The organism is Pigmentiphaga sp. NML030171 (assembly GCF_002188635.1).
In the GTDB taxonomy this organism is placed as follows: domain Bacteria; phylum Pseudomonadota; class Gammaproteobacteria; order Burkholderiales; family Burkholderiaceae_B; genus Pigmentiphaga; species Pigmentiphaga daeguensis.
In genome coordinates, this window is sequence record NZ_NINX01000033.1 from 353,114 (window position 1) to 369,041 (window position 15,928).

The following is a 15,928-nucleotide window of genomic DNA, read 5'->3' on the forward strand; positions in this document are numbered from 1 at the left end:
CATCCGGTGTATCGTTCACTCCCACGCCCGCCCCGGCGCTGGCCATGGCCGCGGGCGAGATCCAGCCCATACAGCCCGAACCCAGAAAGGAAGCCCCGAGATGGACCAGCACGCCGCGCCGCCACGAAGCGACCTTCGCCTGCTACGCCCGATGGGCGGACCGTATCCTGCGCCCGTTCCGACATCGCGGGGGGCCTGACCGTGGCTCCCGCTTCCTTCGAACTGCCCGCCGCGCGGGCCCGCGCGATCTGGCTGCGCGCGCAGCGGCTGGATGCAACGGCACCCTTCGGCGCCGGCCCCGGGGCTGTGGGCCGGGCCATCGAACATCTCGGCTACGTGCAGATCGACACCATCAACGTGATCGAACGCTGCCACCATCACATCCTGTATTCCCGCATTCCCGGCTATCGCCGCGCCGACCTCGAGCAGGCGCAATCGGCGGACAAGAGCGTGTTCGAATACTGGACCCATGCGCTGGCCTACGTGCCGACGGCCGACTACCGGCAATTCGTCGCCGCCATGGACGCGCGCCGCGCGCGGCCCGGGCCCTGGATCGCCGGCGTGGACGAGACGGACTACGCGGCGCTGCTGCGGCGCATCCGCGATGAAGGCGCCCTGTCCATCCGCGACATCGACGAAGCCCTGGTCGAGAAGACCCATCCCTGGGGCAGCCGCAAGCCCTCCAAGCGCGCGCTGCGGCTGGGGTTCTTCGTGGGCGACCTGACGGTCAGCAAGCGCACGGGCATGCTCAAGACCTACGAGTTGTCCAGGCGCCACTTCGGCTGGACACGCCGCCCCCGGCCGGTGGGCGAGGCGAAGTATGCCGAATACCTGCTGCGGCGGGCGCTGCGCTCGCAGGGCATGGTCGGGCTGGACTCGATCTGCTATGGCGACGCCGGCGCCAAACCCGCGGTGCGCGCGCTGATCGACACCCTGGTCAAGAAGAAGGCATTGGTCCCCGTGCACATCGCGGGCCAGGCCAGGACCCAACACTGGATCGAGCCCGCCGCGCTGGACACGCCGGCGCCACCGGCCACCGCCACGCATATCCTGTCGCCCTTCGATCCCCTGGTCATCCAACGCAAGCGGCTGCATGCCTTCTTCGACTACGAACACCGCTTCGAGGCCTACGTGCCGCCCGAGAAGCGCGTGCTGGGCTATTTCGCGCTGCCGGTGCTGGTGGGCGACCAGGTCGTGGCGGCGCTGGACCTGAAGATGGACCGCCAGGCAGGCCGGCTGCTGGTGCAGAAATGGACCTGGATCGCGGCGCAGCGGCCAGCGTGGAAGACGGCCATCGACGAGGCGCTGCACGGGTTCGAGCGTTTCCAGCGCGGGTAACGCTGCCCGGCGGGCCGTCTGCCGTCACTGCGCCAGCTTCACCTGCCCGCTTTCGATCATCGCGCCATAGCGCTTGGACGCCTCCTGCACCACATTGCGGAAATACGCGGGCGTGCTGCCCACCGGCTCGTAGCCCATGGACGCGAAGGATGCGCGCACGGACGGCGACTGGATGGTCTTGACCAGCGCCGCGTTCAACCGCTCCAGCACCGCCGGGGGGATGCCCGCCGGGGCGATGAATCCGACCCAGCCGTCGGTGGTGAAATCCATGCCCGCCTCCTTGAAGGTCGGCACGTCGGGGTAGGCCTCGACCCGCTTCTTGGCCGCGACCGCCAGCGCGCGCACCTTCCCGGTGTCGACGAAGGTCTTGGCGCCCTGGCCGGCCAGCATGTAGTCGATCTGCCCGCCCGCCAGGTCGGCCAGCGCGCCGCTTTCCCCCTTGTAGGGCACGTGCACGGTCTGGATGCCGGCCAGGTTGGCGAAATAGACGTTGTTGAAGTGGAAGCTGGTACCGGCCCCCGGCGTGCCGTAGTTCAACTGGCCCGGCCGGCTCTTGGCCAGGGCGATGAACTCCTTCAGTCCGCCCGACGGCAGCAGCTTCTTGCTGGCGACCAGCACCATGAACGTATCGACGGCGATGGTGACGGGCGCGAATTCCTTCAGCGGCTCGATGCCGTAGCCGGGATCGGTCAGCGGCAGGGTCACCATGGTGGCGGGCACGGCCAGTCCTATCGTGTAGCCGTCCTTGGGCGCCCGCCGCAGCTGGTCCATGCCGATCTTGCCGCCCGCGCCGGGCTTGTTCTCGACCACCACCGGCTGGCCGAGTTCGCGCGCGGCGCCCTCGGCGACGGTGCGCGCCACCGCATCGGTCAGCCCGCCGGGTGCATAGGGAACGACGATGGTGATCGGCCGGGTGGGCCAGTCCGCCCGCGCCGGGCCGGCGGCGGCCACGGCAAGCGCGGCGATGAGCATGGCGGTGCGTATCATGTATGGGTCTCCTTCCCGCGGGTCAGGCTGCGGTGCCTGCCTCGCTTCCATGGACGAGGATTCTTGGTCACCGGCGGCGGGTTGACGACAGCAACCCGGCCCCGTTCCGGCATGCGGATCTGGCATGATTCCATGCGCAGGCCGGACACGGTTGCGCGTTGTGTAGTCGGAGCCTTCATGGCCATCATTCCCGATATGCGGAAATCCTCTCCCGGCAAGACCCGGACCGCCGGCATCGATGGCCGGCGCGGCGACTTCATGACCTCGCTGGCCAAGGGGCTGGAGATCCTGGCCGCCTTCGAGGTCGGCCATCCCCTGGGCAACCAGGAACTGGTGGCCATCACGGGCCTGCCCAAGACCACGGTCTCGCGCATCACCGGCACGCTGGCATCGCTGGGCTACCTGCGCCTGGACGAACAGAGCCGCAAATACGCCATGGGTGCCCGGGTACTGGGACTGGGCGCCAGCGTACAACGTCACATCGGCCTGCTACGCACGGCCCGTCCCCACATGCAGCGCCTGGCGGACGAACTGGACATCGCCGTGGTGCTGGGGGCGCGCGACCGCACGGGCCTGGTATTCCTGGAAGTGATCCATCCGCCGCGCAACGCGCTGACGATCAACACCGACTCCGGCTCGGTGGTGCCCATCGAGCGTACGTCCATCGGGCTGGCATACCTGGTGGCCGCTCCCGTGACCGAGCGCGTGCACATGCTGCAGGCGCTGCGCGACGCGCATCCCGACGACTGGGAAGACATACGCGGCGTGGTCGAGCGGGCCCACAAGGATTACCGCGAGCGCGGCTTCGTGGTGTCCCAGCGCGGCCGGGGCGGACTGATCAGCGGCGTGGGCGTACCGATGGTGCTGGGCCCGAACGGCGTCTTCTCCTTCGCCTGCGTGGGGCCGTCCATCCAGCTGTCCGAAGTCCGCCTGGTCCAGGTGCTGGGGCCGCGCCTGGTGGAAACGGTGGCCGCCATCGGGCAGGCCATGCGGGCGGCGGACCGCGGATAGGACGCACCGCCCGCCATTCCGATCCGGATTGCGGAACTCGGCCGATGCGGCCGTTTCCCCCGTGGCGGCCGCTGCCTAGAGTTCGAAGCGTACTGATTTCCCCAACGAGCGCTTCGATGAACAGATACCGCCTGCCCGATCACGCCGTCAGCGGCGACTCCGACACCACCGTGTTCCTGCTGCATGGCGCCTACGGCTCCAAGGACTATTTCCGGGACCTGACCGCCACCCTGGTGCAGGCCGGCTATCGCGTCGTGGCCTGGGACGCGCCGGGCTACGGACTGAGTCCGCTGCCCGCGAACGGGCTGTCGATCGAGCGCCTGGCCGAGGCCGCGGCCCGCCTGATCGAGCACACCGGCGGCCGGCGCAATGTCGTCATGGGACACAGCATGGGCGGCATCACGGCGCCGCTGGTCACGCGCCTGGCGGGCGACCGGGTGCACGGGCTGGTGATATCCGCCACGCTGGGCTCTTTCGCCCGCAAGTCGGCCGAGGACAAGGTGACCTTCCTGAAAGAACGCATCGAACCGCTCAAACGCGGCGTGCCTTTCCGCACGGCGGCCGAGGCGGTGGTGCGGTCGATGTTCGCGCCCGGCTCGGCCGGTCCGCTGGTGGACCAGGTGCGCGAGGTCGCCCTGTCGATGTCGGCCGACACCTTCTGCGCGGCCATCGAAGCCATCGTGAACTACGACGGCCTGCAGACGATGCGGGAAGTCAGCGTGCCCGCGCTGCTGATCGCCGGCGCGCAGGACAAGGTCGGCCGGCCCGACGGCATGCGCGAGCTCACCGCCGTCATCCCCGGCGCGCGCTTCGTCTGCATCGAGGGCGCCGGCCACTATTCCTTCGCCGAACAGCCCGGGGCCTTCAACGCCGCGCTGCTGTCCTTCCTGGACGGCCTGCCGCAACGCGCCGCCGCCTGAGCGGCCTCCATTCCTCCCGGTGCCTACCGCCATGACGATACAGACCCTGCCCGGCGGCGTGATGTCCACGCTGCAGCCCACCGACCATCCGTTCCTGAACGGCCCGTTCCGGCCGATGTTCAACGAGTACATCGCCGACACCCGCAGCCTGCAGGTCATCGGCGAGATCCCCCGCGACCTGGACGGCATCTTCATCCGCAACACGCACAACCAGATCCACCAGCCGCTGGGCATGTTCCATCCCTTCGACGGCGACGGCATGCTGCATGCCGTGCACTTCCACGACGGCCACGCGACCTACCGCAACCGCTTCGTGCAGACCACGGGCTTCCTGGCCGAGCAGGCCGCCCGCCGGTCGCTGTGGTCGGGCCTGCTGGAACCCGAAAAGGCGTCCCGGCGCGGGTCCGGCGCCATGGGCGCGATGAAGGACAACGCCGGCACCGACATCATCTGCCACGCGGGGCTGCTGCTGGCCACGATGTCGCAGGGCAGCGAACCGTGGCGCCTGGATCCCGTCACGCTGGACACGCTGGGGCCCGACATCAACTGGGCACGCAAGATCCCCGACGGCATCAGCTCGCACTACAAGGTCGATCCGGAAACCGGCGAGATGATGTTCTTCAACTACCCGGAACACTGGCCATACATGCACTACGGCGTCATCGACCGGAACAACCGCCTGGTGCATTACGTGCCGGTGGAGCTGCCGGGCGCCCGCTGGCCGCACGACCTGGGCATCACCAGGAACTATTCCATCCTGCACGACACGCCGCACTTCTTCGATCCCGAGCTGCTCAAGCGCGGGCAGCACAAGATGACCTTCCATCCCGAGATGCCCGCGCGCTTCGGCGTGATCCCGCGCCACGGCGACGGCTCGCAGGTGCGATGGTTCGAGGCCAAGGCCTGCCACATCCTGCACCTGGCCAATTGCTACGAGGACGGCGACGAGATCGTGATGGACGGCTGCATCATGCCCGAGCCCAAGCTGCACCCGGTGGGCGCGACCGACGGCAAGGACATCTACGCCCGCATCAAGGCGCGGCTGGACAAGCACAACAACCCCACCATGATGCACCGCTGGCGCTTCAACCTGCGCACCGGCGCCACCACCGAGCAGTACCTGGACGACGAGATCACCGAGTTCCCGGTCGTCAGCAACGACTACGTGGGCCGGCCCTACCGCTACAGCTACAACGTGCTCTACCAGCCGGGCGAGTGGCTGTTCCGCGGCCTGAAGCGCTTCGACCTGCACACCGGCGCCGTGCAGCGCTACGAATACGGTCCCGGCCGCTACGGCAGCGAACCACAGGTAGCGCGCCGCCTGGGCGCGCGCGGCGAGGACGACGGCTACGTGACCGTGTTCGTCACCGACATGAACCAGGACCGGTCCGAATGCCTGGTGCTGGACGCCCGCGACATCTCGCGCGGGCCGCTGGCCACCATCGTGCTGCCGGAGCGCATCCCCGTGGGCACCCATGCCTGCTGGGTGGAAGGCGACCGCATTCACGGCGAACATCGCGATCCGGCGGCCTGGGCATGACGCCGGCCGAGCTGGTCCTGCTGCCGGGGCTGAACAATACGGCGGCCGTGTTCGATGACGTGAAGGCGGCGCTTCCGGACACCCTGCGCGCGCACTGTCCCGACTTGCCCGCGCTGGACACGGTGGAGGATCTGGCCGACCACGTGTTGCGTGACGCCCCCCCGCGCTTCTGGCTGGGCGGCTTCTCGTTCGGCGGCTACGTCGCGATGGCGGTGCTGGATCGGGCGCCCGAACGGATCCAGGGCATCGCGCTGATCTGTTCCGGGCCGGCGGCCGACACGCCGGTCCAGGCGGCCAAACGGCGCGAAGCCATCGCCGGCGCGCGCCAGGGAAGCTACCTGGAGACGGCCGCCGCCTCGACCGCCCCCTTCCATCCGGACAGCCTGGCCCGTCCCGATCTGCTGGCCCGGCGCCGGGCCATCGTGCAGGCCTATGGTGCGCAGCGCTATATCGCGCATTGCCTGGCTTGCATTGCCAGGCCGGATCGCACCGGGCTGCTGGACGGCCGCCACCCGACCCTGCTGGTGACCACCACCCACGACCGCGTCGTCGCGCCGGAGAACCTGGCGCGCCTGGCGGCCGACGTGCCGGGCAGCCGGCTGGAGATAGTGGCGGATGCCGGGCACCTCGTGCCGCTGGAACAACCCCGCGCGCTGGCCGGGGTCCTGGCGCGATGGATCGCGCATGGAGACGCATCATGATGCCGCTTCCCCTGCAGGGACTGCGCGTCTTCGACCTGAGCCAGGGCGTGGCCGGCCCTTACTGCACCATGCTGCTGGCCGCGCAAGGCGCCGATGTGGTGAAGGTCGAACCCTTCGAAGGCGACTGGATACGGTCGGGGCGTAACCAGCATCGCGGGCACACGCCGGCCTCCATCACCGTCAATCTCGGCAAGCGCAGCATCGCGCTCGACCTGAAACATCCCGACGGCCCGGACGTGGCGCGCCGCATCGCCGCCGGCTGCGACATCGTGATCGAAAGCTTCCGTCCCGGCGTGGCCGCGCGGCTGGGCCTGGACGATGCCACGCTGCGCGCCGGCCGGCCGGACCTGATCTACGCCTCGGTCTCGGGCTTCGGCCAGGACGGGCCGCTGAGCCGGCGCGGCGTCGTGGACCAGATCATGCAGGCATTCTGCGGCTGGATGACCCTGAACGCCGATGCCGCGGGCCAGCCCCAGCGCACGCGCAACGTCGTGCTGGCCGACCAGGTCACCGGACTCTACGCGTACCAGGCCGTCGGCGGCGCCCTGATCGGCAAGCTGCGCCACGGCAACGGCGCGCGCCTGGACATCTCGCTGATGGGCGCCATGGCAGCCTTTCTCGCGCCGCGGCTGGTGGCCGCCGGCACCGGCGGCGGCGAGGCCGGACAGGTCTATTTCGCCGCCCCCACCGGCGAATACCCCACGCGCGCCGGCACGTTGATGCTGGCCGCCCGCAAGCCCGCGGAGTACCAGCGCTTCTGCGAGGCCATCGGCCGTCCCGACCTGCATACGGACGAACGCTACGCCACGCAGGAAGCGCGCAACCGCAACGCCGCCGGGCTCGACCGCGAGATCGCCGCCAGCCTGTCCACGCGCACCGCCGAGGAATGGGAGACCCTGCTGAACGAGCGCGGCGTCATGGCCAGCGTCGTGCGCAGCGTCGGCCAGTTCATGGCGTCCGAACAGATGCGGTTCGCCGGGCTGGTGGAAACGGTGGACGTGGCGGGCGTGGGCGAGTGCCCGCTCGTGCGGCTACCCGGCGCGCCCGCCTGGTCGGCGCGGGCGCGTGTACCCGCCGTGCCCGCGATCGGACAGCACGGCGGCGACATCCTGCGCGAAGCCGGCCTGGCCGAGCGCGACATCCGGCAACTGGCCGCCGCCCGGTGCGTGCGCCTGCCCACAACGCAAGAAGAAGTGCCCTCCCATGTCTCGTGAACTCCTGCGCGGCCTGCGCCTGCCCGTCGTCTCGGCTCCCATGTTCCTGCTGTCCGGGCCGGAACTCGTGCTTGCCGCATGCAAGGCCGGCATCGTGGGCGCCTTCCCCACCCCCAACGCGCGTCCGATCGACGTGCTGGACCAATGGATGCGCGCCATCACCGAAGGCCTGGAAGCGGCGCGCGCCGCAGATCCTCACGCGCGGCTCGGCCCCTGGGCGGCGAACCTGGTCACCCATTCCTCGAACTCCCGGCTGCCCGAGGACCTGGCGCTGGTCGCCCGCTACCGGCCGCCCATCGTCATCACCGCGCTGGGCAGCCCGCGGCCCGCCATCGACATCGTGCACGGCTACGGCGGCATCGTGCTGGCCGACGTGATCGACCTGCGGCTGGCCCGCAAGGCCATCGCCGCCGGCGCCGACGGACTGGCCTGCGTCAGCGCCGGGGCGGGCGGCCATACCGGCAGCCTGTCGCCCTTCGCCTTCATCAGCGCCGTGCGGCAGTTCTTCGACGGCATCATCGCGGTCGGCGGTGGCATCGCCGACGGCTGGGGCGCGGCCGGCGCGATCGCCGCCGGGGCGGACCTGGTCTACATGGGCACCCGCTTCCTGGCGACCCGGGAAAGCCGGGCGACCGAAGCCTACAAGCAGATGGTGGTCGAGTGCGACACCGAACAGTTGATCGTCAGCAGCGGCATCACCGGCACGCCGGCGAGCTGGCTCAAGCCGTCGCTGGCGGCCAACGGCATCGATCCCGATACGCTGGCCGCCAGCAGCACCCGGCACTACGACAGCAACACGCCCTTCGCGAAGAAACGCTGGCTGGACGTGTGGGCCGCGGGGCAGGGGTTGGGGGTGATAGGGGACGTACCGGACGTGGCGGAACTGGTGGATCGGCTGGAGCGGGAGTACCGGCAGGCGGGCGAGCGGTTCGATTTGCTGCGCGGCGCGGCGGAGCCGCTCTTCGGCGCGCATCGGAAGTCTGGTTCGGCCGGGCGTTGACAGCCACTCACACCGCGATGATAATGCGAACCATTCCTATCTTCTAGACGCGACAGGTCAGCCGTCTGTTTCCAACGCCGCCGGTCGATGGGACGCCCATCCCATGGTCCTGGACGCTTCGTGGTTGCCCACTACTACAGAGAACTGCTGAATTTCTGTGCCCGAGCGGTCAACAACCGCGATGCGGCGGCCGACATCGTGCAGGAATGCTATGCGCGCTTCCTGGCCATCCAGCGCAGGCAGCCGATCGCGGAGCCCCGGGCGTTGCTGTACCAGACGGCGCGCCATATCATGGTGGACCAGCATCGGCGCGAGCTCGTGCGCGGCCACGAAAGCATCGACTTGCTGGCCGAGGCCGAGCATCCGGCGATACCGTCCCAGTCGCAGCCTGATGCGATCCTGTCATCGACTCAACGAGTACGAGCCTATGTCTCCGCCATCGAGGCGCTGCCGCCCCGTTGCCGCGAGGCCTTCGTCCTGCACGTGTTCGACGGCCTGTCGCACACCCAGATCGCCCAGCGCATGAATACCTCGGTCAGCATGGTGGAAAAGCACGTGGCCCGCGGCCGGCTGGCTTGCCGCGCCTGCGAAAAACGATTGCAGGGACAGGATGCTCCGCAAGCCGGGGCAGACGTACCGGGCGTCAGGATTCCATGAAGCCGAACGACGCCGATCTGCGCGAGTTGGACGGGTACGTTCAGACTCAGGACGAAGTGGAACTGCAGGCCGCCTTGTGGGTGTCGCGCGGGAAGGACGGCATGGATGAAGCCTCCGCGAGCCGGCTCCAGGCATGGCTGGCCGCGGATCCCGCTCATGTCGAGGCCTATCGTGCCATGGAAGAAAGCTCCCAGCGGGTCAGCGCGCTTCCGGAACATGCCATTGAATCGATCAGGACGGGCCTGAACCGGCGCGGCCCGCCGGCCGCCATGGCCGGAGCTGGGACGGCCCGGCGGTCTCGCCCATCTCTGTCAGCTCGCCTGGTGCCCCGCCTGGGCTGGGCATGGCCGTGGGCGGCCACGGCCGTCGCGACGGTGGTGTTGATGGCGGGCTGGGCCGGTTTGGAGCACTGGCGCAGCGAACCCGTTTTCACCGGCGACTACGTCACGGCCCGAGGCCAGCGCCTCGATGTCGAGCTGCCCGATGGCAGCATGCTGCAGTTGGACACCGCCACGCGGGTCCAGGTGCACCTGTATCGGCATCGGCGCGATGCAAAGCTGCTGGACGGTCAAGCCATGTTCGCGGTCAGCGCCGATCCGACCCGCCCCTTCGACGTCGCGGCAGGCGCCGCGCGAGTCACCGTCGTGGGCACGCGCTTCTCGGTGCGGTATACGCATGACGGCCTCGACGCGGGCAAGGCTATCGTCGCGGTCGAGTCGGGACAGGTGCGGGTAACCGGCGTCCCAAGACAGGAAGAACGGAAGACGGCGGCCGGCGACCGTGTCGAGCTGCATGCGGGGCAGAGCGTCACGGCCAACGAAGCTGGCCGGCTGGAGGCGATCGTCGATCTGCCCGTGCAAGCCGTGGGCGCCTGGCGCGCGGATCGGGTGACCTTCGGCGATACGCCGCTGGCCCTGGCGCTGGCCGAGTTCGAGCGCTATGCCGACACCGGTCTGGTAGTCCGGGATCCCGCGGTAGCCGACCTGCGCCTCGGGGGCAGCTTCGACCTGAGACAGGCCGGGGCTTTCGCGCAGGCGCTGCCACGACTGTTGCCGGTACGGCTGGAGCGGCGCGGCGGCACGACCGAGATCGTCGGCCTGCGCTGACAAACGACCCGGGTCCCGGCACCCGGAAAAAACTTCCAGTCCTCTGTTTCGCCACACATGCGGGTTTTGCCGCCTCGTACGACTACATCAGTAGTGCTTCTCGTTTCCATTACTGTTCGGAGTCGACAACCATGCGGCCGTTGCGCCCTATCCTCGTTCCCCTGGCTTGCGTCGCCATGCTGGTGGCCGGCCTTCCTGCCGCCGCCCAATCGGTCCCTGCCGCCCTGGACGTCTCGCTTGCCAGCCAGCCGCTTGGACAGGCGCTCAACGAATTGGCGCGCCAGGCCGGGCTACAGCTCTTGTTCTCTCCCGAACTGGTGGCGGGCAAGGTGGCGCCGGCCGTATCCGGCCGCATGACCCCCAGGCAGGCGCTGGACCGGCTCCTGGCCGCAACCGGACTGGAAGCGGTCAGCGAAGGCAATACCGTGATCGTGAGGGCCGCTTCGCACTCGGGTCCGGCCACGATGCTGGCACCGGTCGTCGTCACCGCCAATCTCGAAAGGGAGAATGCCTACGGACCGGTCTCTGGCTACGTAGCCAGGCGCAGCTCGACCGGCAGCAAGACGGATTCGCCGATCATCGAAACTCCGCAGTCGATTTCGGTGATCACCGCCGACCGCATCCAGGCGATCGGCGCCACGACACTCAAGGACGCGTTGAGCTACACCCCCGGCGTCGGCATCTCGCCCTACGGCATCGACTCTCGTTTCGACTGGATCACCGTGCGGGGCTTCGACGCCTACAGCCCCGGGTTCTATATGGACGGCCTGCCCCTGCGCAACAACGGGAACTTCGGCCTCTGGAAGATCGAGAACTACGGCGCGGAACGCATCGAGATCTTGCGGGGGCCGGCTTCCGTGCTCTACGGACAGGGCAACCCGGGTGGCGTCGTCAATGTCATCAGCAAGCGTCCCACGGCGGAACCCGTGCGGGAACTGCAGGTACAGATGGGCGACCATCGGCGCAAGCAGGTCGCCGCCGACTTCTCGGGCCCGCTGGACGCCGACGGCAAGCTGCTGTATCGCATCACGGGCGTGGTTCGCGATGGGGAGCTCGGCCAAGGCGGCATGCGGGACGACCATACCTATATCGCGCCCTCGTTGACCTGGAAGCCCTCGAGCGATACGTCGCTGACACTGCTGTCGCAATTGGGCCGCATTCGCGCGGGTGCGCTGACCCGCGTAGCGCCTGAATACGGATCTCTCGTGCCCACCCCCATCGGCACCCGGATACCCGATTCATTGTTCATCGGCGATCGCAATTTCGATCGCCTGAACCAGGACCAGCAAATGGTCGGATACCAATTCGAACATCGCTTCGACGACACCTGGACCGTGCGCCAGAATGCCCGCTACGCACATCTCGATGTCGACTACCGGCAACTGAGCGGCCCGCGTTTCGTTACGGTGAACGACAACGACGCGCTCGATCCGGCCAACTTCCGGCTGCTGTCGCGTACGCCCTTCAGCAGCAAGGAGAAGATGACGGCCTTGGCCATCGACAATCAACTGCAAGCCGATGTTCGAGCCGGGGACTGGCAGCACAAGCTGTTGTTCGGGCTGGACCACCAGCGCACCCGGATAGACCAGGTCAGCCGCAGCAGCGGCACCGCGCCCGTGCTGGACATCTACGCGCCCGTCTATGGCGGCGCGGTGGAACTCGCCGATCCCTACACCGACGGCATCACCCGGCTGTCGCAGACCGGCGCCTACGTCCAGGACCAGATCAAATGGCGCGAAAAATGGGTCTTCACGCTGGGAGGCCGTTACGACAGCGCCGAAGCCAAGACCTTCAGCCGTGCCGATGGCACGACGACGATCATGAAGGACCACAAGTTCACCGCCCGCGGCGGGGTCGTGTACCTGGCGCCCGGCGGCTGGGCTCCTTACCTGAGCTATGCGCAGTCGTTCATCCCTACGCTCGCGCTCGATCCGGCGACGGGCGAGGCCTTCAAGCCCGAGACCGCCCGCCAGTACGAAGCCGGCGTCCGCTATCTGCCCCCGGGGCGCAAGGAGAGCTACAGCGCGGCGGTCTTCGACCTGCGGCGCCAGAACTACGTCACCTACGACGTGAATTTCCAGCCCCGCCAGACCGGCGAGGTGTCGGTGCGCGGGATTGAACTCGAGGCCACGGCCGCACTGGCGCCCCAATTGAACGTGACGGCTTCCTACAGCTTCACGCCCCGGGCCATCGTCACGGGCAGCGCCAATCCCGACGAGATCGGCAAACAGGCAACCGCCGTGCCCCGCCACAGGCTGTCGATATGGGGCGACTATCGCTTCGCGAGCGGCGTAAAGGTGGGCCTGGGCATGCGCTATACCGGCACGACCCGGGGCGAGAACGAAACGGCGTCCGCGAAGATTCCGGCCGTCACGATCTTCGATGCCATGCTTGGCTACGACATCGACCGCTGGAGCCTGGCCTTGAACCTGCGCAATCTTGCCGGCAAGACCTACATCGCCAACTGCGGATTCGGCAACTGCTACTACGGACCGGCGCGCTCCGTGGTAGCCACCGCCACCTATCGCTGGTAGCCACCAGGGGGGACTGGCGAACACCAGGCGGAACCGGCGCTCCGCCCTTGCCGCATGTGGCCGCTTCAGACCGTCGCCGCGCCTCCCAGAATGACCGTGCTCTGGCTGGACAAGGTCCCGCCGTTGCCATGCGCGATGGCCGTCTCGCAGCCCGCCACCTGGCGCCTGCCCGCTTCGCCGCGCACTTGGCGCACGGCCTCCATCAGCACGAACACCCCATACATGCCGGGATGGCAGTACGACAACCCGCCGCCGTTGGTATTGACGGGCAGGCTGCCGCCCGGCGCAATCGCCCCGTCCGCCACGAAGCGGCCGCCCTCGCCCTTGGGGCAGAAGCCCAGGTCTTCCAGGAACAGCAGCGTGGTGATGGTGAAGGCGTCGTACACCTGGACCGCGTCGATGTCGCGCGGACCGAGGCCGGCCATGGCGTAGGCCGCCGCGCCCGACTGCGCGGCGCCGGTGACCGTGAGGTCAGGCATGCTGGTGATGTGATAGTGGCTGAGGTGTTCGCCCACGCCCAATATGTAGGCGGGCGGCTTGCGCAGGGTGGCCGCCCGTGCGGCCGAGGTCACGATGAGCGCGCCGCCGCCGTCGGTGACCAGGCAGCAGTCGCGCACGGTCAGGGGATGGCTGAGCATGCGCGCGCCCAGGACTTCGTCCACGGTCAGCGGGGTCTTCTCCCACGCAACGGGGTTGAGCAGGGCCCATTGCCGCGCGGCCACCGCGACCTGCGCCAGCTGTTCGCGCGTGGTGCCGTACTGGTGCATGTGGCGCGAGGCCGCCAGCGCGTACGAGCTGGCGGTGTAGATGGGCCGGTAGGGGGCCTCGTAGGGATTGACGTCGGGCGCGGCCACGTTGCTGCGGCCGGCGCTGCGCTGGGTGCTGCCATAGGCGATCAGCGCGACCTCGCACAGGCCGGCCTGGATCGCCAGCTGCGCGTGCGCCACCATGGACATGAAGCTGCATCCGCCTATGTTCGTGCCGTCGTGGTAGCGCGGCGCGATGCCCAGGTATTCGCACAGCGCCAGGGTAGGCATGCGGCTTTGCGAGGTGGTGGCGAACACGCCATCGACGTCGCGCAGCGATAGGCCGCAGTCGCGCAGGGCGCGGGAAGTCGCCTGGCCCATGAGATCCAGCGGCGACAACCCGGCCGCGACTTCGCCCAGGTCCGACTCCGCCACGCCGACGATGGCGCAGGCGCCGCGCTTCAATGCTTGGGAGTTCATGCGGCCTCCGGGCGAAAGACCGGATAGGGAGGCTGCCCATCCTGCGGCTGGTGTACCTGCATGCGCACGCGCAGTCCGATGCGGACCTCTTCGGGCGCCAAGCCTTCGACCCGGCTCATCAGGCGAAAGCCTTCGTCCATGTCGACCAGCACGACGTTGTAGGGCGCTTCGCCGCGAGGACTGATGACCGTGACGGCATGGATGGTGCCCTTGCCCGTGCTGACGCGCCATTGCAGGTCGTCATTGCCGGTGCCCGGGCCGATGACGCGCGGATGGAACACGGGCCGGCCGCTGGCCGGGTCGTACTGATAGGCCAGTTCGCCGCGGGAAAGGTGGTCGCGGAAGATGGCCAGCGGCGAGGCCGGCGCTGCGGAGGCGGAGGTACGGGAATCCATGGTCTCAATGGAAAGCGGGATGTCGGGGCGCGGGCATCACACGATGCCATCGCGGCGGTAGGCGGCGATGTCTTTTTCGCTGCAGCCCAGAAGCTCCCGCAGCACGGCGTCGGTGGAGTCGCCCAGCACGGGCGGCGGCCGGTCGTAGGCCGGCGGGGTGCCGCGCAGCCGCAGCGGGCTGGCGATGGTCGACACGATGCCGCCGTCGGCCTTGGGCATGTCCACGCGCAGCCCGCGATGCCGCACCTGGGCGTCCTCGAACACCTGGGCGTAGTCGTTGATCGGGCCGCAGGGCACGCCGTGGGCCTCCAGCCGCGCGATCCATTCGTCGCGCGGCCGGGCCAGCATGGTGCGGGCCAGCTCGGGCACCAGTTCCTGCCGGCCGACGATGCGGCCGGTCACCTTCTTCCAGCGTTCGTTGCCGGCCAGGTCCGGGCGTTCGATGGCGGCGCAGTATTGCTGCCACTGCTTGTCGTTGCCCACCGCGACCACGATCTCGCCGTCGGCCACCGCGAACACCTGGTAGGGCACGAGGCTGGCGTGGGCGTTGCCGTAACGGTGCGGGACCTTGCCGTTGGCGAAGTAGCCCGTGACCTGGTTGCCCCCCAGGGCCACGATGCAGTCCAGCAGCGCCATGTCGATGTACTGGCCGCGGTCCGATACGGTGCGATGCTGCAAGGCGGACAGGATGGCGATGGTGGCGTACATGCCGGTCATCACGTCGGCGATCGCGACGCCGACCTTCTGCGGCCCGCCGCCCGGCAGTTGGTCGTTCTCGCCGGTAATGCTCATCAGGCCGCCCTGCGCCTGGAACACGAAATCGTAGCCCGGCTTGTGGGCGCTGGGGCCGTCCTGCCCGTAGCCCGTGATGGAGCAATAGACCAGGCGCGGGTTGATGCGCGACAGGCTGTCGTAGTCCAGCCCGTAGCGTTTCAGGTCGCCGATCTTGTAGTTCTCGACCACCACGTCGGACCGCTCCGCCAGCCGCCGCACCAGCGCCTGCCCCTCGGGCCGCGCGATGTCCACGGTGATGGATTTCTTGCCGCGGTTGGCGGCGGCGTAGTAGGTGGAGTCGGTGGTGTCCGCGCCCTGGGCGTCGCGCACCCACGGCGGCCCCCAGGCGCGGGTGTCGTCGCCGGTGCCGGGGCGTTCCACCTTGATGACTTCGGCGCCCATGTCGGCCAGGTTCTGCGTGCACCAGGGTCCGGCCAGGATGCGCGACAGGTCCAGGACGCGAATGTGCGACAGCGCGCCGGTCTGGCCGCCCATGGCGGCCCGTGTGGTTTCGGAAGACATGTC

14 protein-coding genes are annotated in these 15,928 nt (G+C 68.8%); 10 read left to right on the forward strand and 4 right to left on the reverse strand.

Annotation, left to right across the window (positions count from 1 at the left end):
- Nucleotides 1-201: 201 nt before the first annotated feature.
- A complete protein-coding gene (locus tag CDO46_RS13925; RefSeq protein WP_176400745.1) occupies nt 202-1,338 on the forward strand; it encodes a winged helix-turn-helix domain-containing protein in 1,137 nt (378 codons plus the stop codon).
- Nucleotides 1,339-1,362: 24 nt separating this feature from the next.
- On the opposite strand, the gene CDO46_RS13930 is transcribed toward CDO46_RS13925, so the two are convergent.
- Nucleotides 1,363-2,325 carry a tripartite tricarboxylate transporter substrate binding protein gene (locus CDO46_RS13930; protein ID WP_087839056.1) on the reverse strand — a complete coding sequence of 321 codons (963 nt, stop codon included), beginning with the start codon at nt 2,323-2,325 and terminating at the stop codon, nt 1,363-1,365.
- 177 nt (nt 2,326-2,502) lie between these two features.
- On the opposite strand from CDO46_RS13930, the gene CDO46_RS13935 reads away from it, so the two are divergent.
- The 9 genes from CDO46_RS13935 (at nt 2,503) to CDO46_RS13975 (ending at nt 13,008) form a co-directional block, all read left to right on the forward strand.
- The gene (locus CDO46_RS13935) at nt 2,503-3,336 is read left to right on the forward strand and encodes an IclR family transcriptional regulator (RefSeq protein WP_176400746.1); all 834 of its coding nucleotides are present in this window, start codon (nt 2,503-2,505) and stop codon (nt 3,334-3,336) included.
- Between the two features lie 116 nt (nt 3,337-3,452).
- The gene (locus CDO46_RS13940) at nt 3,453-4,256 is read left to right on the forward strand and encodes an alpha/beta fold hydrolase (protein ID WP_087839058.1); all 804 of its coding nucleotides are present in this window, start codon (nt 3,453-3,455) and stop codon (nt 4,254-4,256) included.
- Between the two features lie 31 nt (nt 4,257-4,287).
- Nucleotides 4,288-5,796, forward strand: a complete 1,509-nt coding sequence (locus tag CDO46_RS13945; protein ID WP_087839059.1) for a carotenoid oxygenase family protein — start codon at nt 4,288-4,290, stop codon at nt 5,794-5,796.
- Nucleotides 5,793-6,497, forward strand: a complete 705-nt coding sequence (locus CDO46_RS13950; protein WP_087839060.1) for an alpha/beta fold hydrolase — start codon at nt 5,793-5,795, stop codon at nt 6,495-6,497. Before CDO46_RS13945 ends, CDO46_RS13950 begins: the two co-directional genes overlap by 4 nt.
- Nucleotides 6,494-7,711, forward strand: a complete 1,218-nt coding sequence (locus tag CDO46_RS13955; protein ID WP_176400747.1) for a CaiB/BaiF CoA-transferase family protein — start codon at nt 6,494-6,496, stop codon at nt 7,709-7,711. Before CDO46_RS13950 ends, CDO46_RS13955 begins: the two co-directional genes overlap by 4 nt.
- Nucleotides 7,701-8,711 carry a nitronate monooxygenase family protein gene (locus CDO46_RS13960; RefSeq protein WP_087839062.1) on the forward strand — a complete coding sequence of 337 codons (1,011 nt, stop codon included), beginning with the start codon at nt 7,701-7,703 and terminating at the stop codon, nt 8,709-8,711. Before CDO46_RS13955 ends, CDO46_RS13960 begins: the two co-directional genes overlap by 11 nt.
- Nucleotides 8,712-8,831: 120 nt before the next feature.
- Nucleotides 8,832-9,368: a sigma-70 family RNA polymerase sigma factor gene (locus tag CDO46_RS13965; RefSeq protein WP_176400748.1), complete on the forward strand. Its 537-nt coding sequence runs from the start codon at nt 8,832-8,834 to the stop codon at nt 9,366-9,368.
- Between the two features lie 56 nt (nt 9,369-9,424).
- Nucleotides 9,425-10,474, forward strand: a complete 1,050-nt coding sequence (locus tag CDO46_RS13970) for a FecR domain-containing protein (protein ID WP_254914605.1) — start codon at nt 9,425-9,427, stop codon at nt 10,472-10,474.
- A 131-nt stretch (nt 10,475-10,605) separates the two neighbouring features.
- A complete protein-coding gene (locus CDO46_RS13975; RefSeq protein ID WP_254914603.1) occupies nt 10,606-13,008 on the forward strand; it encodes a TonB-dependent siderophore receptor in 2,403 nt (800 codons plus the stop codon).
- 65 nt (nt 13,009-13,073) lie between these two features.
- On the opposite strand, the gene CDO46_RS13980 is transcribed toward CDO46_RS13975, so the two are convergent.
- The 3 genes from CDO46_RS13980 to CDO46_RS13990 are packed head-to-tail and all read right to left on the reverse strand — an operon-like array spanning nt 13,074 to nt 15,925.
- A complete protein-coding gene (locus tag CDO46_RS13980; protein WP_087839066.1) occupies nt 13,074-14,234 on the reverse strand; it encodes an acetyl-CoA acetyltransferase in 1,161 nt (386 codons plus the stop codon).
- On the reverse strand, nt 14,231-14,629 hold the full coding sequence (locus tag CDO46_RS13985) for a Zn-ribbon domain-containing OB-fold protein (protein WP_087839067.1): 399 nt from the start codon (nt 14,627-14,629) through the stop codon (nt 14,231-14,233). Before CDO46_RS13985 ends, CDO46_RS13980 begins: the two co-directional genes overlap by 4 nt.
- A gap of 36 nt (nt 14,630-14,665) precedes the next feature.
- On the reverse strand, nt 14,666-15,925 hold the full coding sequence (locus tag CDO46_RS13990) for a CaiB/BaiF CoA-transferase family protein (RefSeq protein WP_254914604.1): 1,260 nt from the start codon (nt 15,923-15,925) through the stop codon (nt 14,666-14,668).
- Nucleotides 15,926-15,928: the final 3 nt, after the last annotated feature.

Coding starts and splice junctions, on each gene's coding strand:
- CDO46_RS13930 (WP_087839056.1), bottom strand. CDS start 2,325: ATGATACGCACCGCCATGCTCATCGCCGCGCTTGCCGTGGCCGCCGCC.
- CDO46_RS13935 (WP_176400746.1), top strand. CDS start 2,503: ATGGCCATCATTCCCGATATGCGGAAATCCTCTCCCGGCAAGACCCGG.
- CDO46_RS13940 (WP_087839058.1), top strand. CDS start 3,453: ATGAACAGATACCGCCTGCCCGATCACGCCGTCAGCGGCGACTCCGAC.
- CDO46_RS13945 (WP_087839059.1), top strand. CDS start 4,288: ATGACGATACAGACCCTGCCCGGCGGCGTGATGTCCACGCTGCAGCCC.
- CDO46_RS13950 (WP_087839060.1), top strand. CDS start 5,793: ATGACGCCGGCCGAGCTGGTCCTGCTGCCGGGGCTGAACAATACGGCG.
- CDO46_RS13955 (WP_176400747.1), top strand. CDS start 6,494: ATGATGCCGCTTCCCCTGCAGGGACTGCGCGTCTTCGACCTGAGCCAG.
- CDO46_RS13960 (WP_087839062.1), top strand. CDS start 7,701: ATGTCTCGTGAACTCCTGCGCGGCCTGCGCCTGCCCGTCGTCTCGGCT.
- CDO46_RS13975 (WP_254914603.1), top strand. CDS start 10,606: ATGCGGCCGTTGCGCCCTATCCTCGTTCCCCTGGCTTGCGTCGCCATG.
- CDO46_RS13980 (WP_087839066.1), bottom strand. CDS start 14,234: ATGAACTCCCAAGCATTGAAGCGCGGCGCCTGCGCCATCGTCGGCGTG.
- CDO46_RS13985 (WP_087839067.1), bottom strand. CDS start 14,629: ATGGATTCCCGTACCTCCGCCTCCGCAGCGCCGGCCTCGCCGCTGGCC.
- CDO46_RS13990 (WP_254914604.1), bottom strand. CDS start 15,925: ATGTCTTCCGAAACCACACGGGCCGCCATGGGCGGCCAGACCGGCGCG.